Origin of the sequence: Nocardia lasii (genome assembly GCF_042658545.1) — a bacterium.
Classification (GTDB): Bacteria; Actinomycetota; Actinomycetes; order Mycobacteriales; family Mycobacteriaceae; genus Nocardia; species Nocardia lasii.
Genome location: NZ_JBHSQN010000017.1, coordinates 53679 through 80097, shown reverse-complemented (window position 1 = coordinate 80097; position 26419 = coordinate 53679). Strand labels below are relative to the sequence as shown.

Annotated in this window: 21 protein-coding genes; 11 read left to right on the top strand and 10 right to left on the bottom strand. The window is 68.2% G+C overall.

Features of this window, described 5'->3' with window-relative positions:
- Positions 1–145: 145 nt before the first annotated feature.
- A complete protein-coding gene (locus ACFP3H_RS25575) occupies positions 146–2596 on the bottom strand; it encodes a TPR repeat domain-containing protein (RefSeq protein WP_378609772.1) in 2451 nt (816 codons plus the stop codon).
- Positions 2593–2901: a hypothetical protein gene (locus ACFP3H_RS25570; RefSeq protein WP_378609771.1), complete on the bottom strand. Its 309-nt coding sequence runs from the start codon at positions 2899–2901 to the stop codon at positions 2593–2595. Before ACFP3H_RS25570 ends, ACFP3H_RS25575 begins: the two co-directional genes overlap by 4 nt.
- Before the next feature lie 520 nt (positions 2902–3421).
- On the opposite strand from ACFP3H_RS25570, the gene ACFP3H_RS25565 reads away from it, so the two are divergent.
- Complete coding sequence (locus ACFP3H_RS25565; RefSeq protein ID WP_378609769.1) at positions 3422–3874, top strand: universal stress protein; 453 nt, start codon at positions 3422–3424, stop codon at positions 3872–3874.
- A gap of 57 nt (positions 3875–3931) precedes the next feature.
- On the opposite strand, the gene ACFP3H_RS25560 is transcribed toward ACFP3H_RS25565, so the two are convergent.
- The 3 genes from ACFP3H_RS25560 to ACFP3H_RS25550 are packed head-to-tail and all read right to left on the bottom strand — an operon-like array spanning position 3932 to position 7969.
- Positions 3932–6238: a HelD family protein gene (locus ACFP3H_RS25560; protein ID WP_378609768.1), complete on the bottom strand. Its 2307-nt coding sequence runs from the start codon at positions 6236–6238 to the stop codon at positions 3932–3934.
- 44 nt (positions 6239–6282) lie between these two features.
- Positions 6283–6618, bottom strand: coding sequence for an antibiotic biosynthesis monooxygenase family protein (locus tag ACFP3H_RS25555; protein WP_378609766.1), 336 nt, complete (start codon positions 6616–6618; stop codon positions 6283–6285).
- A 13-nt stretch (positions 6619–6631) separates the two neighbouring features.
- Positions 6632–7969: a diguanylate cyclase domain-containing protein gene (locus ACFP3H_RS25550; protein ID WP_378609765.1), complete on the bottom strand. Its 1338-nt coding sequence runs from the start codon at positions 7967–7969 to the stop codon at positions 6632–6634.
- Between the two features lie 86 nt (positions 7970–8055).
- Here ACFP3H_RS25550 and ACFP3H_RS25545 point away from each other — a divergent pair, with 86 nt between their 5' ends.
- On the top strand, positions 8056–9264 hold the full coding sequence (locus ACFP3H_RS25545; protein ID WP_378609763.1) for a beta-ketoacyl synthase N-terminal-like domain-containing protein: 1209 nt from the start codon (positions 8056–8058) through the stop codon (positions 9262–9264).
- Between the two features lies 1 nt (position 9265).
- Here ACFP3H_RS25545 and ACFP3H_RS25540 read toward each other — a convergent pair whose 3' ends face one another.
- Positions 9266–11068 (bottom strand): sensor histidine kinase, encoded by a 1803-nt coding sequence (locus ACFP3H_RS25540; RefSeq protein WP_378609762.1) that lies wholly within the window; start codon positions 11066–11068, stop codon positions 9266–9268.
- 188 nt (positions 11069–11256) lie between these two features.
- On the opposite strand from ACFP3H_RS25540, the gene ACFP3H_RS25535 reads away from it, so the two are divergent.
- Complete coding sequence (locus ACFP3H_RS25535; RefSeq protein WP_378609760.1) at positions 11257–12039, top strand: sigma 54 modulation/S30EA ribosomal C-terminal domain-containing protein; 783 nt, start codon at positions 11257–11259, stop codon at positions 12037–12039.
- A gap of 16 nt (positions 12040–12055) precedes the next feature.
- On the opposite strand, the gene ACFP3H_RS25530 is transcribed toward ACFP3H_RS25535, so the two are convergent.
- Positions 12056–12688 carry a response regulator gene (locus ACFP3H_RS25530; RefSeq protein ID WP_378609759.1) on the bottom strand — a complete coding sequence of 211 codons (633 nt, stop codon included), beginning with the start codon at positions 12686–12688 and terminating at the stop codon, positions 12056–12058.
- A 269-nt stretch (positions 12689–12957) separates the two neighbouring features.
- Here ACFP3H_RS25530 and uvrA point away from each other — a divergent pair, with 269 nt between their 5' ends.
- Positions 12958–15945 carry an excinuclease ABC subunit UvrA gene (gene uvrA / locus ACFP3H_RS25525; RefSeq protein WP_378609757.1) on the top strand — a complete coding sequence of 996 codons (2988 nt, stop codon included), beginning with the start codon at positions 12958–12960 and terminating at the stop codon, positions 15943–15945.
- A 432-nt stretch (positions 15946–16377) separates the two neighbouring features.
- Here the strand turns inward: uvrA and ACFP3H_RS25520 are convergent, their stop codons facing one another.
- Positions 16378–16719, bottom strand: a complete 342-nt coding sequence (locus ACFP3H_RS25520; protein ID WP_378609756.1) for a DUF1844 domain-containing protein — start codon at positions 16717–16719, stop codon at positions 16378–16380.
- A 336-nt stretch (positions 16720–17055) separates the two neighbouring features.
- Between ACFP3H_RS25520 and infC the strand changes: the two genes are divergently transcribed.
- From infC to ACFP3H_RS25500, 4 genes are all read left to right on the top strand, one after another.
- Positions 17056–17787, top strand: a complete 732-nt coding sequence (gene infC, locus ACFP3H_RS25515; protein ID WP_378609925.1) for a translation initiation factor IF-3 — start codon at positions 17056–17058, stop codon at positions 17785–17787.
- 29 nt (positions 17788–17816) lie between these two features.
- Positions 17817–18014 carry a 50S ribosomal protein L35 gene (gene rpmI / locus ACFP3H_RS25510; RefSeq protein ID WP_056824456.1) on the top strand — a complete coding sequence of 66 codons (198 nt, stop codon included), beginning with the start codon at positions 17817–17819 and terminating at the stop codon, positions 18012–18014.
- Between the two features lie 110 nt (positions 18015–18124).
- Positions 18125–18511, top strand: a complete 387-nt coding sequence (gene rplT, locus ACFP3H_RS25505; protein WP_358188729.1) for a 50S ribosomal protein L20 — start codon at positions 18125–18127, stop codon at positions 18509–18511.
- Between the two features lie 35 nt (positions 18512–18546).
- Positions 18547–19344, top strand: coding sequence for a TrmH family RNA methyltransferase (locus ACFP3H_RS25500; RefSeq protein ID WP_378609924.1), 798 nt, complete (start codon positions 18547–18549; stop codon positions 19342–19344).
- A gap of 16 nt (positions 19345–19360) precedes the next feature.
- On the opposite strand, the gene ACFP3H_RS25495 is transcribed toward ACFP3H_RS25500, so the two are convergent.
- On the bottom strand, positions 19361–19921 hold the full coding sequence (locus ACFP3H_RS25495) for a TetR/AcrR family transcriptional regulator (protein WP_378609754.1): 561 nt from the start codon (positions 19919–19921) through the stop codon (positions 19361–19363).
- 127 nt (positions 19922–20048) lie between these two features.
- Between ACFP3H_RS25495 and ACFP3H_RS25490 the strand changes: the two genes are divergently transcribed.
- Positions 20049–21482, top strand: coding sequence for an MFS transporter (locus ACFP3H_RS25490; RefSeq protein WP_378609753.1), 1434 nt, complete (start codon positions 20049–20051; stop codon positions 21480–21482).
- On the opposite strand, the gene ACFP3H_RS25485 is transcribed toward ACFP3H_RS25490, so the two are convergent.
- The gene (locus tag ACFP3H_RS25485) at positions 21467–21901 is read right to left on the bottom strand and encodes a hypothetical protein (RefSeq protein ID WP_378609751.1); all 435 of its coding nucleotides are present in this window, start codon (positions 21899–21901) and stop codon (positions 21467–21469) included. The two genes, ACFP3H_RS25490 and ACFP3H_RS25485, sit on opposite strands and share 16 nt — an antisense overlap.
- A gap of 673 nt (positions 21902–22574) precedes the next feature.
- Between ACFP3H_RS25485 and pheS the strand changes: the two genes are divergently transcribed.
- Positions 22575–23636 carry a phenylalanine--tRNA ligase subunit alpha gene (gene pheS / locus ACFP3H_RS25480; RefSeq protein WP_378609750.1) on the top strand — a complete coding sequence of 354 codons (1062 nt, stop codon included), beginning with the start codon at positions 22575–22577 and terminating at the stop codon, positions 23634–23636.
- 18 nt (positions 23637–23654) lie between these two features.
- Positions 23655–26156: a phenylalanine--tRNA ligase subunit beta gene (gene pheT, locus ACFP3H_RS25475; RefSeq protein WP_378609748.1), complete on the top strand. Its 2502-nt coding sequence runs from the start codon at positions 23655–23657 to the stop codon at positions 26154–26156.
- Positions 26157–26419: the final 263 nt, after the last annotated feature.

The following is a 26419-nucleotide window of genomic DNA, read 5'->3' as shown; positions in this document are numbered from 1 at the left end:
GTGGCATCCCGAACCTCATCGGGAGGTTGATAGACCGATACGACAGGTTTCTGCGCCGGAGGCTGGTCACTCGTGCACCCACCTGCTATAACGGCGATACTGGCAGCCGCGAGGGCGGTCGACAGGAATGCCCTCGTCGGTGCCATTACCGTACCCATCTGTTGTGCACGCTGGTCTGGCTCTCCTTCATGGCGAGCCTTTCTGAAATACGTTGTTGCTGATCCGAATCCGGAGGTCGCAGGGATGACTGGAGTTCGATTGCCTCGCCGTTGTTTGCCCGGGCGATGTAGCTGTCGAGCCTCTCGCCATTGACCCCGGAAGCGATCAGTATCTCCTTCAACTTCACAGAATTATCGTAACCGGGATTTCCTTGGGTAGTCGCCGAGTAGTCGGAATATGTTTTCAGGCGGTCGCCGTCCTTGAATTCGGGCGGCAACGAGTTGAAGTCGACCTGTCCATTCTCGACAAGAGTTTGGACCATCCGATAGCTGCGATCATTCGCTGATCCGAAGTTCGGGGCATCGTAATTTCCGGTATCGATCTTCAATGGTGTGTATGGGCCGACCTTTTCCGGGTCGACGGTGAGGAAGGATTTTCCTGGTTCGGCGAGGGCGGCGATAGCGGCGGGACCGGGTCCTAAACCGCCGACCATGATCTGGCCTGCGGTGTAGGCCTGATTGAGTTTGGTGGTTTTGTCTTCGGCCGCGGTCTCGTTGGCGGCGACTTGCTGGTCGTAGTCGACACCGATGCCCTGGTTCACCAGCCATTCGAGCCGGTTCGCGTAGTTGCCGTTCTCGGTGTTTCCGTTGGCGAGAAACGCACTGTCCATGCGCTGGGACTCGGCCAGCGCGGCCCCGTTGATCGTGGCGCTGGACAGCGGATCCCCGGACAGCACACTGAAAACCTGAACTGACTCGACGGGTGTGAGATCGCTGAACCCCTTGGTATCGGTCATCGCTTCGGGCATGTCGACCATCCGTCCGACATAGGGTGCTAGTGCTTCGGCGACTTCCTGGGACGTCCCAGCGGTCATCCCGCCGGTCTGTCCCGGTCCGGTCCCGGCGAGTAGCCCTTCGTAGTTGTCGGTGGCCGAGATGATCTGCGTGAGCCCGTGCGCTGACTTGCCCGCGAGCTCGGACTCGGGTGACGTGGCCCCAGCGTTCTCGGAAATCCAGTTGGTGATCGGTGTGATCGCGGGTTGGTCACCCGGTTGACCCTCATGGGTGAGTAGCGGCAGTACTGCCTTTTCCGGGTCGTATCCGGTACCGAGGATATCGGGACCACCCTCACCGGTGAGGATCGCTGTCACGCCGTCCGCATTGCGAGCACCGAGCTCGATCGACCGGTTGATGACATCGTCGGCCGGGATGTTCGCGTCCGCGAAGTTGGAGTTGTTCTGGTCGAGCCAGGCCATGTGTGCACCCTGGCGTTGCAGTTCGGTTGACATTTTGACGCCGGGATCATTTCCGGTCTCCGCCATTCCGAGCGCAGCCAGCAACTCGCTCTGCCTGTTCACGAACTCGCCGGTCTTGGTCGCGCCGGTCGCTTCGATCGGATAGTCGGAGGCGTTCGCATCCGGTGCGCCGCCACCTGCGCTCACCCGGGTGGAGATGAGGTCTCGCATGTCCTGGGGCAGGTTTTCGTAGCTGCCCGCTCCGGTGAGCTTGCCGTTCGAGTCTCGACCTGTCCCAACCTTCTCGTTACTGAGCAGCAAGGCGCCATTGGCCAGTGACCGGGCAGCTTGTTCACCGGCTGGGCCCTGCTGCTGGAGCTGCTGGCTGGCCTGTGTGAAGCCATCGGCGCCCGCGGCGTTCATGAGGTTCTGTAAGTAGGCCTTCGACGCGGCGGGCATAGTGACGTCTTCGCCACGCAGGTACGCGGCCTGTTGCTCAGGGGAAACACCGGCGGCCTTGAGGTCGTCGGCGAGCTGGTCGAGCACCTCGTCAGGGATCTGCTTACCGTTGTTCGTGGCGTCGCTGATCTGTTGGCCGATCTTTGTTCCCTGGTCACCGCTGAGCCCGCTGGGCCCACTCATCGCGCCCCCGGGACCGCCGTGTTGGTCCAGGTCGGTGAGCCCGAGCGCGGCCGCGAACTTCAGCGAGGCGCAGGCGGACGCGATATTGGACAGGTGCTCTTTGAGCGTGATGGTGTAGTCGGCGGCCGCGTTGACCAGTTTCTGGTTCAACACCACCAACGTTAGATTGGCTGCCTGATCCCCGGACAGCGCCGGCGCGGTCACGGTGCCGTCGTCGGCGATGTTCAGACTCGGGTACCCCCCGGCGATGATCTCGACGGCACTGATCAGCGCGCTGCGGTGACCATCGATCACCCCGCCCTGGGTTTTGAAGGTCTCCCCGATCGACACCGCCGCGCGGCGGGTTTGCGAGGAGGACAGCAGCTCCGACACCGCACGCATCGACGCGGTGGACGCGGCCTCGCCCTGCCATCCGACGGCGGTCTGATCGACGGCGAGATCGACGGCAGCCATCCGATCGTTGAGTGCCTCGCCGCCGGTGACAATCGCGGTGCCCGCCGCGATCACCGTGGCGGGCTGCCAGCTCCTGACCTGAGAGATTGTCGGCGGCACCGGGCTCATTCGATGCCTCCCGTCAAACTGTCGAGCTGGGCTTTGAATGTTGCGTCGGCATCTTCATACGTGTTCGCCGCAGTCGCCGCGCCGGTACTGAGGTTCCGCACATTCGTCGCGTGCTCTGCCAGGTTGGTACCGAGCTTCGTTTTGATGTTGCCGATCAACCCCTCGAGGTCTGCTCCCGGCATCACAATGGCCTCGAGCCCAGCCCAGATCGGCGGTGTGATGGTGTCGATACCGGCGGCCTCGGTCGTGGGCTTGCCCGCCAACAGACGCAACGCGTCCAGATCGGCCTGAATCAAATCCCCCACCAGAACTCCCCTTCTGAACCGGGAACTACTTGTCCAACTGTGCTTGTCAAGCGTACCCGCGAGGGAACCTCGATCAAGACGGCAGCCACCGAACCGTCGCCGTCGCTCCGGACGTCGACGCGGGGGTGCGACTGTCCGTGCCCGTCCCGGCAGATACTCCGCCAGGTGCGGGCTCGGCAGGTGGCAGACCCGGAGCGTCCGCGCTGCCGATGTCTTCGGTGACCCGAGTTCCGCTGGCGACTTCGTGGTCGATGTGATCGAAATCCCAGTCGCCCTGGGATGTTGAGCATGTTGTGATCGGACACAGTTTTCTCGGCGTGTGGTCTTGTCAGCGCTGGTGGACGTTATCGACTGTCGCGAATGCCACCGTGATTTCTGGTGTGGCCACCAACACTCCTGATGTGATCTATTGCGAATTGCCGATGGATCAGCCTGATTTGCCGTTAGGGTCAGTCCAATTGCCGCGCTGACGCTCGATTCCCGGGTGATCGGTGCTGGCACCGACCAAGTTGGAGGAGAGATGACCGCCTACAGGACCATTGTCGTCGGTACTGATGGCTCGGATTCGTCGTACGTCGCTGTGGAGAAGGCCGCGGCCCTCGCCGGCGACGCGGACGCGACTCTCGTGCTGGCCTGCGCCTACTTCCCGACTGACGATCGCGACGTCGCCGCGGCGGCCGACGTGCTCAAGGACGAGGCCTACCAGGTTCGTGGTTCGGCCCCGACCAACGAGATCCTGCTCGTCGCGCGGGAGAAGGCGATCGCCGCCGGTGCGAAGAACATCGTCGACCGCGCCATCGTCGGCGAGCCCGTCGATTCGCTGCTCGAGCTCGTGATCGAGGTCGAGGCCGATCTGCTCGTCGTCGGTAACCGGGGCCTGAACACCCTCACCGGCCGCCTGCTGGGCTCGGTGCCCTCGGATGTGGCCCGCAAGTCCCGCTCGGACGTGCTGATCGTGCACACCGTTCGGTAGTCGGACGAACCACGCAGGGCCCCTGATCACCACCGATCAGGGGCCCTCCGTGCTGTGTCAGGCGGTGTCGAGAGCGGACAGGACCGTGGGTAGTTCCTCGGTGTGCACGACCGCCAACCGCTGGGTCGCGCGGGTGAGCGCCACGTACAGGTCGTTGAGGCCACGGGGGGACTCGTCCAGGATCGCCTGCGGCTCCACCAGGTAGACCCGGTCGAACTCGAGGCCCTTCGCGTCGTGGACGGTGAGCACCTGCACGGATTCGCCTGCCAGCGAGGACAATTCGGGGATCAGGGCGGCGGGGGCGAGCACGGCGGCGGTGCCGGGCGCGTGCTCGGCCTCGAGCAGCCGGGCCACCTCGCCCGCGACCTCCGGCGGCGAAACCCGGTGGGCGCGTGGGGGATTGCCGGTCTCGCGTACCGAGCGCGGGGCCGTGGCGCCGGGGTCGATCGCCGCGAGCACGTCCGCCGCGACCGTCATGATCTCGGCGGGGGTGCGGTAGTTGACCGTGAGCTCGGTGAGCTTCCAGCGTCGGGCCACATAGGGTTCCAGCACCCGCTGCCACGACGACGCCCCCGCCGGGTCACCGGTCTGGGCCACATCGCCCACGACGGTGATCCAGCGATTCGGGATGCGCCGCATCACCATGCGCCACGCCATCTCCGAAAGCTCTTGCGCCTCATCGACGATGACGTGCCCGTAGGTCCAGGTGCGGTCGCCCGCGGCGCGTTCGGCGGTGGTCTGCCGGTTGCCGAACTGCTGGCGCTGGGCCAGCTGGGAGGCGTCGATCAGGTCGTAGGCCATCAGGATCTCGGGATCGAGTTCGTCCTCGATGTCCTGGGGGGCGGAGCCGGTGAGGATGTCGAGGGCGTCCTGGGCCTCGGCGAGCTGGGCGCGCCAGCGGCGCCGGGCGCGTTCGCGTTCCTCGGTGTCGTCCACGCCGAGCAGTTCGGCCAGCTCGTCGAGCAGCGGCGCGTCGGCCGCGCCGAAGGTGCCGTCGTCGGCGCGCACCAGTTCGGCGCGATCCTCGGGGCTCAGCGACTTGGCCGCCCGGTCCAGCCGCGCCGGATCGGCCAGCAGATCCGCGAGCACGTCCTGGGGTGAGAGCACCGGCCACAGCGCGCCGATCGCGGCCTGCACCTGCGGGTCGGCGCGCATCTCGTCGCCGATCTCGCTCAGATCGGCCGAACTGAGCAGACTCGTCCCGCCGGACAGATCCGCGCCCATGGTCGCGGCGAGCTGATCGGTGAGCGCGTCGATCACCGCCGAGGCGAAGATCGGCCGGGCCAGGTTGTGCGGGCGTCGCGAGGACCGGGCCCGCCCGCGCGCCCGGGTCGCGATCTTGCGATCGAGCACCACCGGGTAGCCGTCGAACGCGAGCTGAATCGGCGTCGACGGCACCTCCTGCCGATCGCGCACCGCCTGCTTGAGCACCTCGAGCATGTCGAGCGAGCCCTTGATCTCCCCGGCGCGCAACGAATCCTCGCGCACCGCCTTCACGCCCGGATACAGGTCGCCGATGGTGGACAGCAGCACGCCGGTCTCGCCGAGGGAGGGCAGCACCTGGCCGATGTAGTCGAGGAAGGTGGCGTTGGGGCCGATGATCAGCACGCCGGCCTTGGCCAACTGCTGGCGGTAGGTGTAGAGCAAGAACGCCGCCCGGTGCAGCGCGACCGCGGTCTTGCCGGTGCCAGGACCGCCCTGCACCACGAGCACGCTCTTGTGCTCGGAGCGGATGATGGCGTCCTGTTCGCTCTGGATGGTCTCGACGATGTCGTTCATGTGCCCGGTGCGCGCGGCGTTGAGCGCCGCCAGCAGCGCGCTCTCCCCGCCGACGCCGTCGTCGGTGCCGACCACGCCGTCGCGTTCGGCGGTGTTGAGATCGAGGTACTCGTCGTTGATCGCGGTCACCGCGCGGTTGCGCGAGCGGATGTGCCTGCGCCGGGTGACGTCCTCGGGGTTGGCGGTGGTGGCCAGGTAGAACGGGCGCGCCAGCGGGGCGCGCCAATCCAGCAGCAGCGGCTCGTAGTCGTTGTCCTCGTCGAGAATGCCGAGGCGGCCGATGTAGCGCGGGGTGTCGTCGTCGGTGCCGTCGAGGTCGATGCGGCCGAAGCACAGGCCGTGTTCGGCGGCGTCGTACTTGGCCAGGTCCTCGCTGTAGAGCTGGGTGAACGACTCGCGTTCACTGCGCGCCTGCGGGGTGCCGTCGGCTTCCAAGAGCACGGTCTTGAGCCGGTTCTGCGCGTAGTCGCGCATGCCGTCGAGCCGGTCGTAGAGCACCGAGAGGTACTGCTGCTCCTGTTCGATCTCGCGGGTGTGCGCCGCCGTGGAGGCGGCGGCGCGGTCTTCGGCGAGGCGGTCGGGCAAAACAGGACTCCTTTGTCACCGCGTTGAGAACAGAGTTGTCGAGTCTACTTGTCCGCGATCGCGGCCGCGGCGGCGCCGAACAGATCGGTGCCGAGGACCGGCGTGAAATGTTCGACCACGGGAAAAGGCTCGTAGAAGTGATGCAACAGCGCCCGCCAGCGCTGGTATTCCGGCGCCTGGCGAAATCCCACGGTGTGGTCGGTCAACCGCTCCCAGCGCACCAGCAGCAGATAGCACTGCGGCCGTTCGACACAGCGGGTCAGCGACAGTCCGCCGAAACCGGGCATCGCCGCGATGATCGGATATGCCTGGGCGAAGGCGGTTTCGAACGCGGCGGTGGCGTCGGGGCGAACGGGGAGCAGCGCGTGTTCGACGATCACGCCGACCAGTCTGTCAGGACGCGTGGGTGTTGTTCGAGCGACGATTCTGACCGAGACCGAGCTCACGATGGGCCGACGGCTTGTCGCGGTACATCGCCAGGTCGGCGTCGTGCAGCACCGCCTCCGGGGTGCGGGACTCGTGCGGGCCCAGTTCGGTGATGCCGATCGAGGCGCTCACCTCCAGCCGGTGCCCGCTGGCGATGATCGGCTCGGCCATCGTGATCCGCAGCCGTTCGACCAGGGCGGGCAGGTCGGCGCGCTGCGGATGACCGGCCAGCAGCACCAGGAACTCGTCGCCGCCGAGTCGACCGACCACGTCCTCACTGCGCAGGGCCTGCTGGAGGCGCTGGGCCACGATCTGCAGCACCGTGTCGCCGATCGCGTGGCCGAGGGTGTCGTTGATCGCCTTGAACCCGTCGAGGTCGATGAACAGCACCGTGGTGACCAGGGTGCCGCCCTCATCGGCCAGTGCCGTCGACAACTGCGACAGGATCAGCGACCGATTGGCCAGCCCGGTGAGCGCGTCGTGGGTGGCCTGGTACTCGAGCTGGCGCCTGCTGGCCCGGTAGGCGGTGATATCGGCGAAGGAGGACACGCCCGCCGAATCGGGGCTGTCGGGGTTGAGCAGTCGGCAATTGCACGACAGCCACACCTGCTGCCCGTCGGCGCGCTCGATTCCGAACACGTACTGGGTGATCACCTCGCCGGTGGCGAGGGTGTGCGCCATGGGATGGCGACCTGATTTCAGCGGGGCGCCGTCGCGGTCGATCATCGTCAACGGGACCTCGTCGATGTGCAGGCCCAGCACCGGGTCGGCCTCGTCGATGCCGAGGATGCGCCTGCCCGCCGGGTTCAGCGATTCGACTCGACCCTGCCGGTCGACGACGAGCACCCCTTCTTCCAGCTGGGACACCACGGTGGTGAAGTAGGCCTCCGCGCGCCGGGCCGACGCCTCGGCGGCGCGCTGGGCGCTCAGGTCGTGCACGACCACCTGGAAGGCCAGTTTGTCCTGCCAGACGGTGAGCACCGAGACGGTCTCCACCGGCACCGTGCGGCCGTCGACCCGCACCAGATCCATCGCGGTGCGCGGGGAGGCCGAACCCTCGGCGGTCAGGTGTTGGATGCGTTCGAGCATCGGACCGACGGAATCGGGATGGACGAACACGGTGATCGACAAGCCGAGAAGTTGCTCGGGCGAGCGCGCGCCCAGCAATCGGACCATCGCGGGATTGACGTACACGATCGTGCCGGACTCGTGTACGCAGATGGCATCGGGAGTGTGTTCCACCAGCGACCGGTACCGCTGCGCGAGTTGCTCGGCGCTCGCCGCGTCGGTGTTACCTTCTCCCACTGCGAAAACCCCCGATCTCGGCCTGGTCTGCGGACGACATACCGGACTATTCTGGTGATCCTTCACGATTTCCGCGAGGAGCAGATGTGACACCGGATGCTGTGAACCCGGCAGTGCTCTCGGGCGGCAAGACCCACCGGCTCGATTCTATGTCGATCGCGGGAGTCGGTGTCGTCTCCGGTTACGGCTGGGGCCGCGAATCTTTGTGGCAGGGCCTCATGGGTTGCAAACCGGCTGCCCGTTTGTACCCCGGTTACGGGCGGGGACGTGACGAGCAGGCGTGGGTGGGACGGATCCGCGACGAAGGCGACACGCAGGACGGAACAACGCTGTTCGGGCGCGCCGTGCGCGCGGCGGCCACCGAGGCGATCGTCGACGCGCGCGCCCGCGGCTGGCGCCCCGACGGCCGCACCGTCGGCCTCGTCCACGCCTTCACCTTGGGGGATGTCGCGGACTGGCGCGTTTTCTACCTCGCCGACGGCGGCCATCGCCGCTCCCGCGACTATCTGCGGCTGCTGCCCTCGACGCCGATCTCGACGGTGATGCAGGAATTCGGCTTCCACGGCCCCGCGATGAACGTCTCGGCGGCGTGCAGTTCGGGTAATGTCGCCCTGCTGACCGCCCAGCTGTGGCGTTCGGCGGGTCTGGTCGACGATGTGTTGTGCGTCACGACCGACATCTCGGCCACCCCCGACATGCTCGAACACTTCGTCGCGATGGGCGCCGCCGTGGCCGACGCGGACCCGTTCACCGCGTGCCGTCCCTTCCAGCCCGACACCCTCGGTTTCACCATGGCCGAAGCCTCGGTGGGGCTGCTGCTCACCGACGCGGTCGAGGCGCCCTACGCGCGACTGCTCGGCGGCGCGATGAACAACGACGCCTTCCACGTCGTCTCCCTCGAACCCACCCACACCCACATCGTCGACTGCGTTCGGGGCGCGCTCACCGCCGCCGGCGTCACCGCGCGGGACGTGGCCTATTACAACGCGCACGGCACCGGCACCCGCCAGTGCGACGCCGCCGAACGCGACGTGCTCACCACCGTGTTCGGCGATCGTCCGGCGATCTCCTCGCTCAAACCGCTGGTCGGACACTGCCAGGGGGCCTCGGCCGCGATCGAGGTCGCCGCGATCGCGCTGTCCTACGAGACCGGCGTCGTCGCCTCCGCGCCGATCACGGGCCCCGCGCATCCGCGCCTGCTCAACGGCCCGACCCCGCTGGTCGACGGGCTCACCGTGAGTCTGTCGATGGGGATGGGCGGCAACAACGCCGCGATCGTGCTCGCCGGCGCCTGACTCAGTCCTCGCCCGCCTCGGGGCCCGCCGCGAGCGCGAACCCGCCGGTCGCGGCGTCCTGGGGGAGCGGGACCGCCCAGCGCAACTGGGTGCCCGTCATCTCCGGGTGTTCGCCGTCGGCGTCGGGGCGCAGGGCGGGCCCGACCTCGAAGGCGCCGCCCGCCTCCTGCGCGCGCTGCTCGAGATTGCGCAGGCCGCTGCGGATGACGTGGTTGGGAATGCCCCAGCCGTTGTCGGAGACCCGGATCACCAGATCGTCGGCCACCTCGATCACGATCGCGACGGTGTCGGCCCCGGAATGGCGCACCGCGTTGCTCACCGCCTCGCGCACCACCGCCTCGGCGTGGTCGGCCAGTTGCGCGTCGAGCACCGACAGCGGGCCCGACACCTGGATCGTGGCGCGCAGGGCGATATCGGCGGTCTGGCGTCGGATCGCCATCTCGAGCCGCTGCTGCAACCCCTCGCTGTGGCCGGGGCCGCTGGCGTGCAGGTCGAAGATGGAGGTGCGGATCTCCTGCACCACCTCCTGCAGGTCCATGATCACCGTCGAAAGCTTCTGTCGCACTTCGGGAACCACCGCTTTGGGCATGGTCGCCTGCAGGGTCAGCCCGATCGCGAACAGGCGCTGGATGACGTGATCGTGCAGGTCGCGCGCGATGCGGTCGCGGTCGGCGACGATGTCGAGTTCGCGCATCCGCCGTTGCGCGTCGGCCAGGCGCACCGCCACCGCGGCCTGATCGCAGAACGCCGAGGTGAGTTCCAACATCTCGTCGGTATAGGGGGCGAAGCCCGGCGGCCGGACGGTGACCAGCACGCCGAGGGTGGCGTCCGAAGTACACAGCGGAAGCACCAGAACCGGTCCGGCGCCGGGCAATTCGGTGCCGAGGAAGTCCACGCCCAGGGTGATCGCGGAGGCGTCGTCGTAGCGCAGCGGCGTGCGCCTGCTGAACGCCTCACCCATCGCCGTGCCCGCGATCGGCACCGTCTGCCAGTCCTGCCCGGCATCGGGACCCGCCCACTGGGTGACCACCAATTCGGCGATCTCGCCGGGCAATTCGTCGGGCACCGGCACCGACGCCAGGAACGCCTGCTGCGAACCGGTCAGCTTGCGCGCGTGATCGACCACGTGCGCGAGCACCCGATCGGATTCGGTGCCGGCCAGGAACTCGGTCGCGATATCGCGGGTCGCCTCGATCCAGGCCTGCCGGGTGCGGGCCTGCTCGTAGAGCTGGGCGTTGTCCACCGCGACACCGGCCGCCGCGGCCAGGGCGAGGACGAGGACCTCGTCCTCCTCGGTGAACGGCTGCCCGTCGGCCTTCTCGGTGAGATAGAGAATGCCGAACACCTTGTCCCGAATGCGCACGGGCACACCGAGAAACGTGCGAATCCGCGGCCGACCGTCGGGGCCGGTGTGGTGGGTGGTGACATCGTCGAGGCGCAGCGGCGCGTTCTCGGCGAACACCGCGTCGAGCCCGACCGGCAGTTCCTTGATCTGTTCGCGCAGGTTCTCCGGCAGGCCCTCGCCGATGAACTGCTCGATGTGCTGATCGTGGCCGCGCACGGCCAGACCGCCGAAACGCGCGTCGACCAGGTCCATCGCGGTGCGCACGATCGCGTGCAGGGTTTCGTCCAGATCCAGGCCCGCGGTGACGGTGAGCATGGCCTCGACGAGGCCGTCCATCCGATCGTGCGAGCCGATCATCACCTCGACGCGATCGGCCACTTCCCCCAGCAGCGTGCGTAATCGCTGTTCCGAGACCGTGCGGCCGACCGAATTCCGGCCACTACGACCGTCATTCGTCATCGCCATGTCCCGTCGCCGCGTCCACCCGTTGTCACGTCACCGCGAAGTCTAGTCCGCCAGGCGTTCGCGCACCCGCAGTGTGCGAAGGTGCGAAGGCCCAGCGGCGTTCAGTGACTTTCGGCCCTTCACTGCGACACACGGTAGTGGTGGCATAGGTCACCGGGAAATGGGATCGAGAAGTGGGGCACATGATGAATGCGTTGTCGAGCACCCAGCACTGGACGACCGCCGCGGACCCGGAGCTCGCCGTCACCACGCGCGGCGAGGTCCCCGCGCAGGACGTCACGCGCGCTGTGCGTGCCATCACCCGGGTGATGCGTCGCCATCACCTCGACAGTCCGGCCAGGGTCCGCGTCACCGCGCCGCAGGGCTACGACGAACCGACGCTGGTGCAGGCCAACATCCGCACCAACGACACCCTCACCCGCGTGCAGGTCACCGGTCCCGGCGGCTTCGCGGTGACCTTCGCCGCCGAACGGCTCGACCGCCAGCTCGCTCGCCGCGCGGGCAAGGAAGCGCGCGGCGCGTGGCCGGACCCGGCTCGCCGCCCGCTGGCCCAGATCACCGAGACCCGCGCGATCATCCGCCGCAAGGACTGCGCGCTGATGACCGGAACGCCGCTCGAGGCCAGCACCGTGCTCGACGCCATGGACTACGACGCCTACCTGTTCACCGACGCCGATTCCGGCGAGGACGCCATCGTCACCTGGGCCGACCCGCACGGCGTCGCCCTGGCCCGCCAGCGCCTGACCGCCGCCGCCGACCCGGCCGTGGAGCTACCGCTGACCGCCAGCGCGATGCCGGTGCGCGTGGTGCAGGACGCCGCGCCCGTCTACGCCGAGGACGAGGCTTCCGACGCGCTGTGCGCGGCCGGGCTGCCGTACCTGTTCTTCACCGACAGCCACACCGGCCGCGGCAACCTGCTCTACCGCCGCTACGACGGCAACCTGACCATCGTCGTCCCGACCTGAGCCTGCGAACCGGCCTTTACGGCTCGCGCAGCTTGGTCGCGAGCACGGCGGCCTGGGTCCGCCGCTCCACACCCAGCTTCGCCAGCAGTCGCGAGACGTAGTTCTTCACCGTCTTCTCCGCCAGGAACATCCGCGCGGCGATCTGCCGATTGGTCAGGCCCTCGCCGAGCAGCTCCAGTAGTCGGCGCTCCTGATCGGTGAGCCCGGCCAGCGGACCCGAGGGTTCGGCACTGCGCCGCAGCCGGGCCCGCAGCGCGTCGGCCGCGCGGGTATCGAGCAGCGAATGGCCCGCGCCGACCTGTTTGATCGCGTCGGCCAGCTTCATCCCGTCGATGTTCTTGACCACATAACCGCTGGCCCCGGCCAGAATCGCGTCGAGCATGGCGTGCTCGTCGGAGAACGAGGTCAGGATCAGGCAGTGCAGGTCGTCGAACTCGGCCAGCAGATTGCGACACAGCTCGATGCCGTTGCCGTCGGGCAAGCGCACGTCGAGCACCGCCACGTCCGGGCGGGTCTCGCGAATCCGCACCATCGCCTCGGCGACCCCGCCCGCCTGCCCGATCACCCTGAGTTCTGGATCACCCTCGAGCAGGTCGATCAATCCACGTCGAACGATCTCGTGGTCGTCGACCAGAAATACCTCGAGCACGTCGGCTCCTCTATCACGTCGATCGATCCCCCTGTCGTCCAACATAATCCGTGGGACGAACCACCGGGCGCGGAACGGGAACTCGGCGGGCTCGCCGGCCCGCGCGCACCCCGGATCCGCCGTGCTCCGTCGCCCGATCCGCACCCGCGAACCCGCTCGCGTCGGGGTTCCGCCGAACACATCGCCCGAACTTGTCGGACCCCCCGCCTAGCATTGTCGGCGGGGGTTCATGTCCGGTGGCGGATGACGATGGAGAAGGGATTCACCAGGTGGCGGAACGCCTCACTGTGCGCGGAGCTCGGGAACACAACCTGAAGGGTGTGGACCTGGATCTGCCGCGCGACAGCCTGATCGTGTTCACCGGTCTGTCCGGGTCCGGGAAGTCGAGCTTGGCGTTCGACACGATCTTCGCCGAGGGGCAGCGCCGCTATGTCGAGTCGCTGTCGGCCTACGCGCGCCAGTTCCTCGGACAGATGGACAAGCCGGATGTCGATTTCATCGAGGGCCTCTCGCCCGCGGTGTCGATCGACCAGAAGTCGACCAACCGCAACCCGCGGTCCACGGTCGGCACCATCACCGAGGTCTACGACTACCTGCGCCTGCTCTACGCGCGCGCCGGGACGCCGCACTGCCCGGTGTGTCACGAGCTGATCGCCAAGCAGAGCCCGCAGCAGATCGTCGACCAGGTGCTGGCGATGGACGAGGGCCTGAAGTTCCAGGTGCTCGCGCCGGTGGTGCGCACCCGCAAGGGCGAGTTCGTCGACCTGTTCGACCAGCTCAAGACCCAGGGTTACTCGCGCGTGCGGGTCGACGGCGTGGTGTACCCGCTCACCGATCCGCCCAAGCTGAAGAAGCAGGAGAAGCACGATGTCGAGGTGGTCGTGGACCGCCTCTCGGTCAAGGCCGCCTCCAAGCAGCGCCTCACCGACTCCATCGAGACCGCGTTGCGCCTGGCCGACGGCATCGTCGTGCTCGATTTCGTCGACCGCGACGAGCACGCCCACGATCGCGAGCGCCGCTTCTCCGAGCGCCTGGCCTGCCCGAACGGCCACCCCCTCGACATCGAGGACCTCGAGCCCCGCTCGTTCTCGTTCAACTCGCCCTACGGCGCCTGCCCCGACTGCACGGGCCTCGGTATCCGCAAGGAGGTCGACCCGGAACTGGTCGTACCCGACCCGGACCTGAGCCTGGCCGAGGGCGCGATCGCCCCCTGGTCGCGCGGCCAGACCGCCGAGTACTTCAACCGCCTGCTGTCGGGTCTGGCCGAGGCGGTCGGCTTCTCCATGAACACCCCGTGGCGCGAACTGCCTGCCAAGGCGCGCAAGGCCGTCCTCGAGGGCAGCTCCGACCAGGTGCACGTGGCCTACACCAACCGCTACGGCCGCAAGCGCTCCTATTACGCCGATTTCGAAGGCGTGATGCCGTTCCTGCAGCGGCGCATGGACAACACCGAGTCCGAGCAGATGAAGGAGCACTACGACGGCTACATGCGCGATGTGCCGTGCCCGGTCTGCAAAGGCTCGCGCCTGCGCCCGGAGATCCTGGCCGTCACCCTGGCCGCCGACGGTGTCGACAAGTCCATCGCCGAGGTCAGCGAGCTGTCCATCGGTGAGTGCGCGCAGTTCCTGAACTCGCTCACCCTGGGCGGACGCGAGGCCGCGATCGCCGGTCAGGTGCTCAAGGAGATCCAGGCCCGGCTCGGCTTCCTGCTCGACGTCGGCCTGGAATACCTCACCCTCTCGCGCGCCGCCGCGACCCTGTCCGGTGGCGAGGCCCAGCGCATCCGCCTGGCCACCCAGATCGGTTCGGGCCTGGTCGGTGTCCTCTATGTCCTCGACGAGCCCTCGATCGGTCTGCACCAGCGCGACAACCGCAGGCTCATCGAAACCCTGCTGCGGTTGAAGAACCTGGGCAACACCTTGATCGTGGTCGAACACGACGAGGACACCATCCGCGCCTCGGACTGGGTGGTCGACATCGGCCCGCTCGCCGGCGAACACGGCGGCCGGGTGGTGCACAGCGGCCCCTACGCCGAACTGCTCACCGAGCCCGAATCCCTCACCGGCGCTTACCTTTCCGGCCGCGAACAGATCGAGCTGCCGCTGGTGCGTCGCGCGATCGACAAGAAGCGCAAGCTCACCGTCGTCGGCGCCACCGAACACAATCTGCAAAATGTCGACGTGGCGTTCCCGCTGGGCGTGCTCACCGCGGTCACCGGCGTCTCCGGGTCGGGCAAGTCGACCCTGGTCAACGACATCCTGGCCACCGTGCTCGCGAACAAGCTCAACGGCGCCCGCCAGGTGCCCGGCCGCCACACCAGGATCAACGGCCTGGACCACCTCGACAAGCTGGTGCAGGTCGACCAGTCGCCGATCGGGCGCACCCCGCGCTCGAACCCGGCCACCTACACCGGCGTGTTCGACAAGATCCGCACCCTGTTCGCCTCCACCACCGAGGCCAAGGTGCGCGGGTACCAGCCGGGCCGCTTCTCCTTCAACGTCAAGGGCGGCCGCTGCGAGGCGTGCTCGGGCGACGGCACCCTCAAGATCGAGATGAACTTCCTGCCGGATGTCTACGTCCCGTGCGAGGTCTGCCACGGCGCCCGCTACAACCGCGAGACCCTCGAGGTCCACTACAAGGGCAAGACCATCGCCGAGGTCCTCGACATGCCGATCGACGAGGCCGCCGAGTTCTTCGAGCCGGTCACCTCGATCCACCGCTACCTCAAGACCCTCGTGGAGGTGGGTCTGGGTTACGTGCGACTCGGGCAGAGCGCGCCGACCCTGTCCGGCGGTGAGGCCCAGCGCGTGAAACTGGCCGCCGAGCTGCAGAAGCGTTCCACCGGGCGTACCGTCTACATCCTGGACGAGCCGACCACCGGCCTGCACTTCGAGGACATCCGCAAGCTGCTCAAGGTGATCAACGGCCTGGTCGACAAGGGCAACACCGTGATCGTCATCGAGCACAACCTCGATGTCATCAAGACCTCGGACTGGGTCATCGACATGGGCCCCGAGGGCGGTTCCGGCGGTGGCACCGTGGTCGCCACCGGCACCCCGGAGGACATCGCCGCGGTCTCGGACAGCTACACCGGGCAGTTCCTCAAAGAGGTGCTCACCGCGCCGAGCAAGCCCGCCGCCAAGAAGACCGCGGCGAAGAAGGCCCTGGCCAAGAAGGACGCGGCCGCCGCGGAGAAGGCGCCCGCCCAGAAGGCCGCGGCCAAGCGGTTGTCGCGAAAGGCGGCCGCGCTGCGCTGATTTCGGCGGACTTTCCGAAACGACCACGGAGTGAAACGACCGTAGGTAACATTCGCCTCACCGTCCCCGGACCACCGGATGGTAGCGGTTTGTCGACGGCGCGGTCGTCGTGTAGTTCGAAAGGAACGTCCCCTCATGGATGAAGCCACCACGGCGCTCATCGCCCAGATTCTCGCCTTCCTCAGTGGCGGCTCCTCCGTGGCTTACGAGCCCACCAAGCCCTGATCCGCGGAATCGAAAGGAACCACTCTGATGGATACCGGTAGCTCGGCGCTGTTCGCCGCGATCGCCAACATGATCTCGTCCGGCTCGGCCCTGTCGGTCACCCCCGGCACCCCGCCTCCCGCGGTCTGAGTCGCGACACCCGTTCTCAGATCGAGAAAAGATCCGCCGCTGCGTACCGCACCGGCGGATCTTTTCGTTGGGGGAGACCTAGAAGACCGGCCCGGTGTACTTCTCGCCCGGCCCGGTGCCCGGTGCGTCCGGCACCGAGGAGGCCTCGCGGAACGCGCGCTGCAGCGCCTGCAAGCCCTCGCGGATCGGGCCCGCGTGCGGGCCGAGGTATTCCACCGAGGCCGTGACCAGCCCGGCCAGCGCGGTGATCACCCGGCGCGCCTCGTCCAGGTCGACACCGGCGCCCGAGTTCGGGGTCTCCTCGGCCAGGCCCAGCTTCTCCGCGGCCGAACTCATCAGCATCACCGCGGCCCGGCTGATCACCTCGACGGCGGGGATATCGGCCAGGTCGCGCACGGGGGGATCGAGCTCGTCAGTCATGGCGATCAGGCTATAGCGGCGGCGATCGGAGTCCCGCGCGCCGGGCCGATTCGGTGATAGCCCAACGCCATGCTAGACTTTTCGCTGACGACCGCCCCTGGATGCCTTGCGCATCCGTGGGGCAGATAAGTGGAGCCCGACTCCCACCGTTACCGGCGAGCACTCGTACGGATCAACGGTCCCGGTCACCCGTTCATTGTGACGGGTTTCCCGCGTGCCTCGGCGTGCGGGGGTCGACAGGCGAGACCCGTGAGGGCATCGGCTGTGGGCGATCGGTCGACATCGGGCCCCGTCGCGGAGAAATACCGCAGCGGGGCTTTCGTGTTGAAACAGGGGTTGCAGTTATTGCGTGCGGTCGTTAAGACGACACCGCTTGACCTAGGAGGCCCCATCAGCACTGAGACCCGCATCAACGATCGCATCCGAGTTCCCGAGGTTCGTCTCATCGGACCCGGCGGCGAACAGGTTGGGATCGTGCGTGTTGAAGATGCACTACGCGTCGCGCTCGAAGCCGACCTCGACCTCGTCGAGGTGGCACCCGATGCCCGTCCGCCGGTCTGCAAGATCATGGACTACGGCAAGTTCAAGTACGAGACCGCGCAGAAGGCGCGCGAGTCCCGGAAGAACCAGGTCCAGACCGTGATCAAGGAGCAGAAGCTCCGCCCGAAGATCGACGACCACGACTACGAGACCAAGAAGCGCAACGTCGTTCGCTTCCTCGAGGCCGGGTCCAAGGTCAAGGTCACGATCATGTTCCGCGGTCGTGAGCAGTCGCGTCCCGAACTCGGCTTCCGGTTGCTCCAGCGTCTGGGCTCCGACGTGGCCGATCTCGGTTTCGTGGAGACCTCGGCCAAGCAGGACGGCCGCAACATGACCATGGTCCTCGCTCCCCACAAGGGCGCGAAGACGCGGGTCAAGGCCCAGCAGGACTCCTCGGCCCCGGCGGCGACACGTCAGCCGCTGCCGACGGGTCCCGCCAGTGCCGACCCGGCCGCGCTGGCCGAACCGGCCGCACCGGTCGAGCAGGCCGCGCCTGCCGAGCAGGCTGCGCCGGCCGACCCGCAGTAAACGATTTCACCGACTAGATAGAGGAATCCATGCCGAAGAACAAGACCCACAGCGGCGCCAAGAAGCGATTCAAGGTGACCGGCCGGGGCAAGCTGCTTCGCGAGCAGGCGAACCGTCGCCACCTCCTGGAGCACAAGTCCTCCCGCCGGACTCGTCGCCTGGAAGGCACGGAGTCCGTCGCTTCCGTCGACGTCCCCCGCGTGAAGCGGCTGCTCGGTCTCGCCTGATCCAGGCACGGACCGTCGCAACCCGACGATTCCGCGGCCGGGATAACCGGACGCCGACAACTACCGAATTCGGGCGCCGCCGCGCCCCCAGATGATCAAGGACTACCAAAGTGGCACGCGTCAAAAGGGCCGTCAACGCTCAGAAGAAGCGCCGTTCCATCCTCGAGGCCTCCAAGGGCTACCGGGGCCAGCGTTCGCGCCTGTACCGCAAGGCCAAGGAACAGCAGCTCCACTCGCTGACCTACGCCTACCGTGACCGCAAGGCGCGCAAGGGTGACTTCCGCAAGCTGTGGATTGCTCGTATCAACGCCGCCGCGCGTCTGAACGACATCACCTACAACCGCTTCATCCAGGGCCTCAAGGCCGCGGGTGTCGAGGTCGACCGCAAGATCCTCGCCGAGCTCGCCGTCTCCGACGCCGAGGCCTTCGCGGGTCTGGTGGCTGTCGCCAAGGCGGCGCTGCCCGCCGATGTCAACGCCCCGGCCGCAGCTGCCTGAGCTTGACCACACACAGCGATCTGTCGGAACGACCCGTGGACGCGCTCTCCGAGCGCAATCCGCGGGTCGTTTCCGCTGTCAAGCTCCAGCGCGCGGCCCAGCGCCGCAAGTCCGGCCTGTTCCTGGCCGAGGGGTCCAACGCGGTGGCCGCCGCCCTGGAGACCGGCCGCGTGCGGGAGATCTTCTACTCCCTGGCCGCCGCCGAACGCGATACCGCGCTGATCGCCGGTGCCACCGCCGACGGCATCCGCACCACCCTGGTCAGTGACCGCGCCGCCGAGCATCTCGGCGAGACCGTCACCGCCCCCGGCCTGGTTGCGGTGTGCGAGCTCGTCGACGTTCCGCTGGGCGAGATCCTCGATCGCGGTCCGCGCATGCTCGCCGTCCCCGTCGAGATCGCAGAACCCGGCAACGCGGGCACCCTGATCCGGGTGGCCGACGCGGTCGGCGCCGACGGCGTGGTGCTGGCGGGCGAGACCGTCGACCCGCACAACGGCAAGTGCGTGCGCGCCAGCGCCGGCTCGCTGTTCCACGTCCCGATCGCCCGCAGTCGCGATATCACCGCCACCCTCGACGCGATCTCCGCCGCGGGCGTGACCATCCTCGCGACCGCCGCCAACGGCGAGGTCGACCTCGACGACGCCGACGAGATCCTCGCGGGCCCGGTCGCCTGGCTGTTCGGCAACGAGGCCCACGGCCTCGACCCCGCCGTCGCCGCCCGCGCCGACCACCGCATCCGCATCCCCATCCACGGCCGCGCCGAGAGCCTGAATCTCGCTGCGGCAGCGGCCATCTGCCTCTACGCCAGCGCGCGCGTGCAGCACGCGAAGTAGTTCACCGCCGCAGCGCTCAGCACTCCGCCGCGGTGGCGCTGCGCAGGTTGGTGAGGATGTCGGTGGCCCAGGGGACCGGGATCGCGTCGGTGCCCGCGACCTGCATCGCGGTCATGATGGTCAGGAGCATGCCGGTGGCGATGAAGCCGCTCGCCTCGGCGACATCGGCGCCGGTGAGCTCGCCGACCAGCTCGTACATGCCGCCGAAGCGCGCGCGCACGTGCTCGCCGATCGCCGGATCGGCACTGGCGGCGATCCCGTGCAGCAGCACCAGCGGTAGTTCCCGCTCGGCGAGGAAGACCTCCTCGTAGGCCCGTCCGAGTGCCTTCAGCGACGCGGAGGTGTCGCCGTCGGGATCGAGCTCCGCGCCACGGAACACCGCCTCGATGCGGGTGCACACCTGGTGCAGCGCGGCGATGAACAGCTGCTGCTTGGTGCCGAACAGGCGGATCACATACGGCTGCGAGACCCCGGCGCGCCGGGCGATCTCATCGGTTTTCGTTGCGGCGTAACCGGTTTCGGCGAAGGCGGTGACCGCGGCGGCGAGTACCTGCTCGCCGCGCTCGGCCGCGGTCATCCGGGTTCTGCTCGCTGCGCTCACCTGGTCCTCGCTTCCGCGCGTTCGATTGCCTCTTGACATGTTATCAGTCGATGCATAACCATGATCGGAGTAGTTATCAGTCAATAACAACTAAGGGTCGGCCATGACGCACACACTCGAATCCGGCGACGCGCGCGCCGCCGCCGTGCCGCCGGACACCGGCACGAAGACCAAGCCGGTGGGCGCGGTCATCGCCGCCGTCGCCATTCCGATGTTCATGGTGACGCTGGACAACCTCGTCGTCACCAACGCGCTCCCGGTGATCAAAGCCGAACTGGGAGCGTCGCTGTCGGACCTGCAATGGTTCGTCAACGCCTACACGCTGTCCTTCGCGGCGCTGCTGCTCTCGGCCTCGGCACTGGGCGACCGGATCGGCCGTCGCCGCGTCTTCCTGGCGGGTATCGGCCTGTTCGTCGTCGCGTCGGCCGCGTGCGCGCTGGCCACCGAGCCGTGGATGCTCATCGCGGCCCGCGCGGTGCAGGGCGTCGGCGGGGCGGCCGTGATGCCGTTGTCGTTGACCCTGCTCGCCGCCGCGGTGCCCGCGAAGATGCGCAGCGCCGCGATCGGTATCTGGGGTGGCATCGCCGGGCTCGGCATCGCGGTCGGGCCGGTGGTCGGTGGCGCCGTGGTCGAGGGTCTGAACTGGCAGTGGATCTTCTGGCTCAACATCCCGATCGGGTTGCTCGCGCTGCCGTTCGCCGCCCGCATGCTGAGCGAATCACGCGGTGCCGCACGCACACTCGACCTCCCCGGGGTGGTGCTCTCGGCCGGCGGGGTGCTGGCGCTGGTGTGGGGCGTGATCCACGGCGCCGAGGACGGCTGGACCGCGCCGCAGGTACTCACCGCGCTGATCGGTGGCGCCGTGCTGCTGGTGGCGTTCGTGGCCTGGGAGAACCGGGTCGCCGATCCGATGCTGCCGCTGCGGATGTTCAAGTCCCGTGGCCTGAGCCTGAGCTACATCGTCTCGTTCGGTTTCTCCGCCGGTGTGTTCGGCGCGATCTTCCTGCTGGCCCAGTTCTTCCAGGTCGTGCAGGGCTATTCGCCGCTGGAATCGGGCATCCGCACGATGCCGTGGACGATGGTGCCGATGGTCGTCGCGCCGCTGGCGGGTCTGATCGTCGACCGGGTCGGTCCGCGGATCCTGATCGCCACCGGGCAGCTCTGTCTGGCGGTGTCGCTGGCGTGGATGGCCGTGATCACCACCGTCGACGTGCCCTATGTGTCCTTCGTCGCCCCGTTCGTCCTCGGCGGCATCGGCATGGGCCTGACCTTCGCCCCGTCCTCGACCATCGTGATGGCCAGCGCGTCCACCGCCGATCAGGGCATGGCGTCGGGCATCAACAGCACCGTGCGCGAAGTGGGCGTGGCGATGGGTATCGCCGTGCTGGCCTCGGTGTTCGCCTCGCACGGTTCCTACAGCGATCCGCAGGCCTACGTCGACGGCTTGGTGCCTGCGGTCTGGGTGGGCGCGGGGCTGGTGGCCTGCGCGGCCGTGGTCGCGGTGTTCCTGCCCCGGCACGCTCAGCCGGTGCAATAGCCGTACGCCGCCGTCGGTTCCCGCAGGCGAGCACCGGATCCCACGACGATCTGGTGCTCGTCCTCGTACAGGACCGGACCGGGATCGTCGGATTCGACGCGCTCCCAAGCGATTCCGTGTGCGTCGAGGATCGCGAGGTACCCACCGACCCGCTCGATCATCGTCGTCGCACTCGACTTGAACCAGGACCGCGCCTCCGGATTCCGCTCCCGGTCGTACACCCGGGGATCCACCGCGCCCGGATTCGCCAGATTCTCGTCGAACCAGTCATTGCCCGCCCGCCGGAACCGCACCTGCGGCCCACTCAACTGCCCCGCCGCCCACAACCCGTTCACCAGCCCGAACACTCCCGGATTTTCCCCGCGCCGCCCCGCCGCCACCCCGTGGAACCGCACATACCGCAGGTCCCCCATCGCCATCACCCGACACTGTCCGGGTGCTGGCCCTGTTCGGGCGCTCCATCCCGCTGCACCGGCCGTTGCGCGCACAGCCCCGCCGCCCGCGCGAACGGCCGTCCACCCGCGACCCGAATGCCGATCCCGCACAGCGCGAGCCCACTGCCCGGCGCTGTCCGTCGACCACGCCGCCCCTGGAAAGGCGTTGGATCACAACTCTGTTCACCCATCGAACCATCCCGTCCTCGAGTCGAACACGCCGGTCTGTTTGATCACTAGGACGCGCCCCACCCCCAATCGGTTCCCACCTTTCCGAAATATTTCCGACGAACCCGATAATCGTCCGATTACCTGGACATTCCGGACCTTGCGAGCAGGTCGACCAGGCGCGGTGCCGGGCCGTGTTCGCCGGGTGGCTACGCCGAACTGATCGAGGTGCCTACGGCGACCCGATCACCCTCCTCGCTCCATCACGGTGTCGCTCCATACCGCGTGCCTGCCCCGGTGCGACCGGTAGCCGAACCGGCGGCAGCGGGGACTGTTCAGTCTGGGCCGTGACCCCGGTAACCAGCGGTGATCGGGCGGGGAGTAATCCGGATGAATCGTGTCTGACCCATCCCATAGGATTTACGCAGCACCGATGCGGGTTGGCGATGACGCGCCCGTGAACCGATCCCCAGGGGAGAGTCGAACAATCGTGGCCGACGACAACAGTGGAGTCGAGCAGAGCGCCTCGCTGACCGAGGAGGCGCTCGCAGCAGCGGCGGCCGAAGCCGAGAAGGCGTTCGCCGCGGCGGGCGACCTGGATGCGCTGGCGGTCGCCAAGACCGACTACATCGGCGGGAAGTCGCCGATCGCGCTGGCGCAGCGTGGGCTGGGCAGCGTGCCCAAGGAGGAGAAGGCCGACGCCGGCAAGCGCGTGAACGTGGCGCGCAAGCGGGTCTCGGACGCGTTCGAGGCGCGCCGGGCGGCGCTGCTGGCCGAGCGCGACCAGGCCGTGCTCGTCTCCGAGAAGATCGACGTCACCCTGCCCGCGCGGCGTCGCCCGGTCGGCGCCCGGCACCCGATCACCGTCATCTCCGAGCAGATCGCCGACTTCTTCGTCGGCATGGGCTGGGAGGTGGCCGAGGGTCCCGAGGTCGAGACCGAGCACTTCAACTTCGACGCGCTGAACTTCCTGCCCGATCACCCCGCGCGCACCATGCAGGACACCTTCCACATCGCCCCGGAGGGTTCGCGCCAGGTGCTGCGCACGCACACCTCCCCGGTGCAGGTGCGCTCCATGCTCTCGCGCGAGGTGCCGATCTACATCGCGTGCCCCGGCCGCACCTTCCGCACCGACGAGCTCGACGCCACTCACACCCCGGTGTTCTCCCAGGTGGAGGGTCTGGCGATCGACAAGGGTCTGACCATGGCCCACCTGCGCGGCACCCTGGACGCGTTCGCCCAGGCCATGTTCGGCCCCGGGACCCGTACCAGGATGCGCCCCAACTACTTCCCCTTCACCGAACCGTCGGCCGAGGTCGACGTGTGGTTCCCGAACAAGAAGGGCGGCGCGGGCTGGATCGAGTGGGGTGGCTGCGGCATGGTCAACCCGAAGGTCCTCATCGCCAGCGGCATCGACCCCGAGGTGTATTCCGGGTTCGCCTTCGGCATGGGCATGGAGCGCACGCTGCAGTTCCAGACCACGATCCCCGACATGCGCGACATCGTCGAGGGTGACGTGCGGTTCACCCAGCCCTTCGGTATCCGGTCTTAAGAGAGAGCGAAACGTCAAGTGCGAGTAGCGCAGTCCTGGCTGACCGAGATCCTGCAGCGCACCACTCCCGAGTGGTCGGTGTCGGCCGAAGAGCTCGACGCGGGCTTCGTCCGGGTGGGTCTGGAAGTCGAAGAGGTCGACAAGCTCGAACCGATCGGCGGCAGTATCGACAAGCCGCTGGTGGTCGGGCGCGTCGCCGAGATCACCGAGCTGACCGAGTTCAAGAAGCCGATCCGCTTCTGCAAGGTCGACGTCGGCAACCCGGAGTTGCAGGAAATCGTCTGTGGCGCCCGCAATTTCGCGGTCGGTGACCTGGTGGTCGTCGTGCTCCCCGGCGGCGAGCTGCCCGGCGGGTTCACGATCTCGTCGCGGAAAACCTACGGCCACACCTCCAACGGCATGATCTGCTCGGTCGCCGAACTCGGCATCGGCAAGGATCACGACGGCATCCTGGTGCTCGAGCCCGGTTCCGCGCAGCCCGGCGACGACGCGAACGTGCTGCTGGGCACCGATGACACCATCATCGAGCTCAACATCACCCCCGATCGCGGCTACTGCTTCTCGGTGCGCGGCCTCGCCCGCGAACTGGCGTGCGGTTTCGACCTCGAATACGCCGATCCGGCCGTGCGCACCCTGCCCGAGGCCGATGCGCAGGCGTGGCCGGTGCGGGTCGAATCCGATGCCGACTGCACCCGTTTCGGCGCCCGCCGCGTCACCGGGATGAACCCGAACGCGGTGAGCCCGCTGTGGTTGCAGCGTCGGCTGATGCTCTCGGGCATGCGTCCGATCTCCCCGGCCGTGGACGTCACCAACTACGTGATGCTCGAACTCGGCCAGCCCCTGCACGCCTTCGACGCCGCGACACTGCGCGGCGGCCTGGTGGTTCGCTCGGCGCACAAGGGCGAGTCCCTGCGCACCCTCGACGACACCGAGCGCACCCTCGACGCCGAGGACGTGGTGATCGCCGATGATTCCGGCGTGATCTCGCTCGCCGGCGTGATGGGCGGCGCGAGCACCGAGGTCGGTCCCGAGACCACCGATGTGATCCTGGAAGCGGCCGTCTGGAACCCGCTGCGCGTCTACCGCACGGCGCGCCGCCACAAGCTCTCCTCCGAGGCGGGCAAGCGTTACGAGCGCGTCGTCGATCCCGAGATCAACATCGCCGCGCTCGACCGGGCCGCGACCCTGCTCGCCGAGATCACCGGCGGCACCATCGAATCCGCGCTCACCGACGTGCGGGTGCCGCTGGAGCCGACCGCCCCGATCGCCATGGACATCGACCTGCCCGACCGCGTCGCCGGGGTCGTCTACCCCGCCGGAACGTCGGTGCGCAGGCTCGCCCAGATCGGCGCGGGCGTCGAGATCGAGGTCAACGACGCGGGCAAGACCCAGCTGCTGGTGACCCCGCCGAGCTGGCGCCCCGATCTGTCCCAGCCCGCCGACCTGGTCGAGGAGGTGCTGCGGCTCGAGGGTCTCGAGCAGATCCCGTCGATCCTGCCGACCGCACCCGGTGGCCGTGGGCTGACCGCGCAGCAGCGTCGCCGTCGCGCGGTGAGCCGGGCGCTGGCCTTCGCCGGTGGCGTCGAGGTGCCGCCGCCCGCGTTCCTGCCCGGCGGGGTGTTCGAGGTGTGGGGTCTGGACGCCGACGATCCGCGTCGCAACACCACCCGCGTGCTCAACCCGCTCGACAGCGACCGCCCCGAACTGGCGACCACCCTGCTGCCGGGTCTGCTGGAAGTGGCCGCCCGCAACATCTCTCGCGGCACCCGCGACCTGACCGTCTACGGCATCGCCCAGGTGGTCCAGCCCGGTCCGCAGACCCACGCGGTCGAGGCGCTGCCGGTGGACCGTCGTCCCACCGACGCCCAGATCGCCGAACTCGAGGCGTCGCTGCCCGCCCAGCCGGTGCACGTGGCCGCGGTGCTCAGCGGCAAGTTCGATCCGCGTGGGCCGTGGGGGGCGGGCCGCGCGGCCGAGGCCGCCGACGCGTTCGCGCTGGTCGACGACATCGCCGATGCGGCCGGGGTCGTCATCGAACGCCGGGCCGCCGCCTACCTGCCGTGGCATCCCGGTCGCTGCGCGGAGCTGCTCGTCGACGGTGTCGTGGTCGGCCACGCCGGCGAACTGCACCCCGCCGTGCTGGAACGCGCCGGCCTGCCGCCGCGCACCTGCGCCCTGGAAGTCGACCTCGACGCCCTGCCCCTGCCCGAATCCCTTCCCGCGCCGACCATTTCGGCGTTCCCGGCAGTCCTGCAGGACGTCTCGATCAGCGTCGACAAGACCGTCCCCGCCGCCCAGGTCGAATCCGCCCTGCGCACCGGAGCCGGCGACCTGCTCGAAAGCCTCACCCTCTTCGACGTCTACGAAGGCGCCCAAGCAGGCGAGGGCCGCAAATCCCTCACCTACGCCCTGCGCTTCCGCGCCCCCGACCGCACCCTCACCGAAGACGAAGCCAGCGCCGCCCGCGACGCCGCCGTCGCCTCGGCGAGCACCTCGGTCGGCGCGGAGCTGCGCGGGTAGTTCCAGGCAGGCGATGAAGGCCGGCCCTACTGCCGGCCTTCATCGCCACCGGGTATCGCGAACAGCTCGCCGGACGCGGCGACCAACACCGTATCCGCGTCGAACCGTGCAGACCCCCGCCCTCACGACATCAACGAACTCGGTGCACTACGACGCTGTAATTCGAGCGAACGAAGCACTTCCTCCGAGCTGATCCCAACCGGCACCGAATCCGGTCCGACCACCTGATCGGTGCCGGATTCATCGTCTTCGACCCAGCGTCA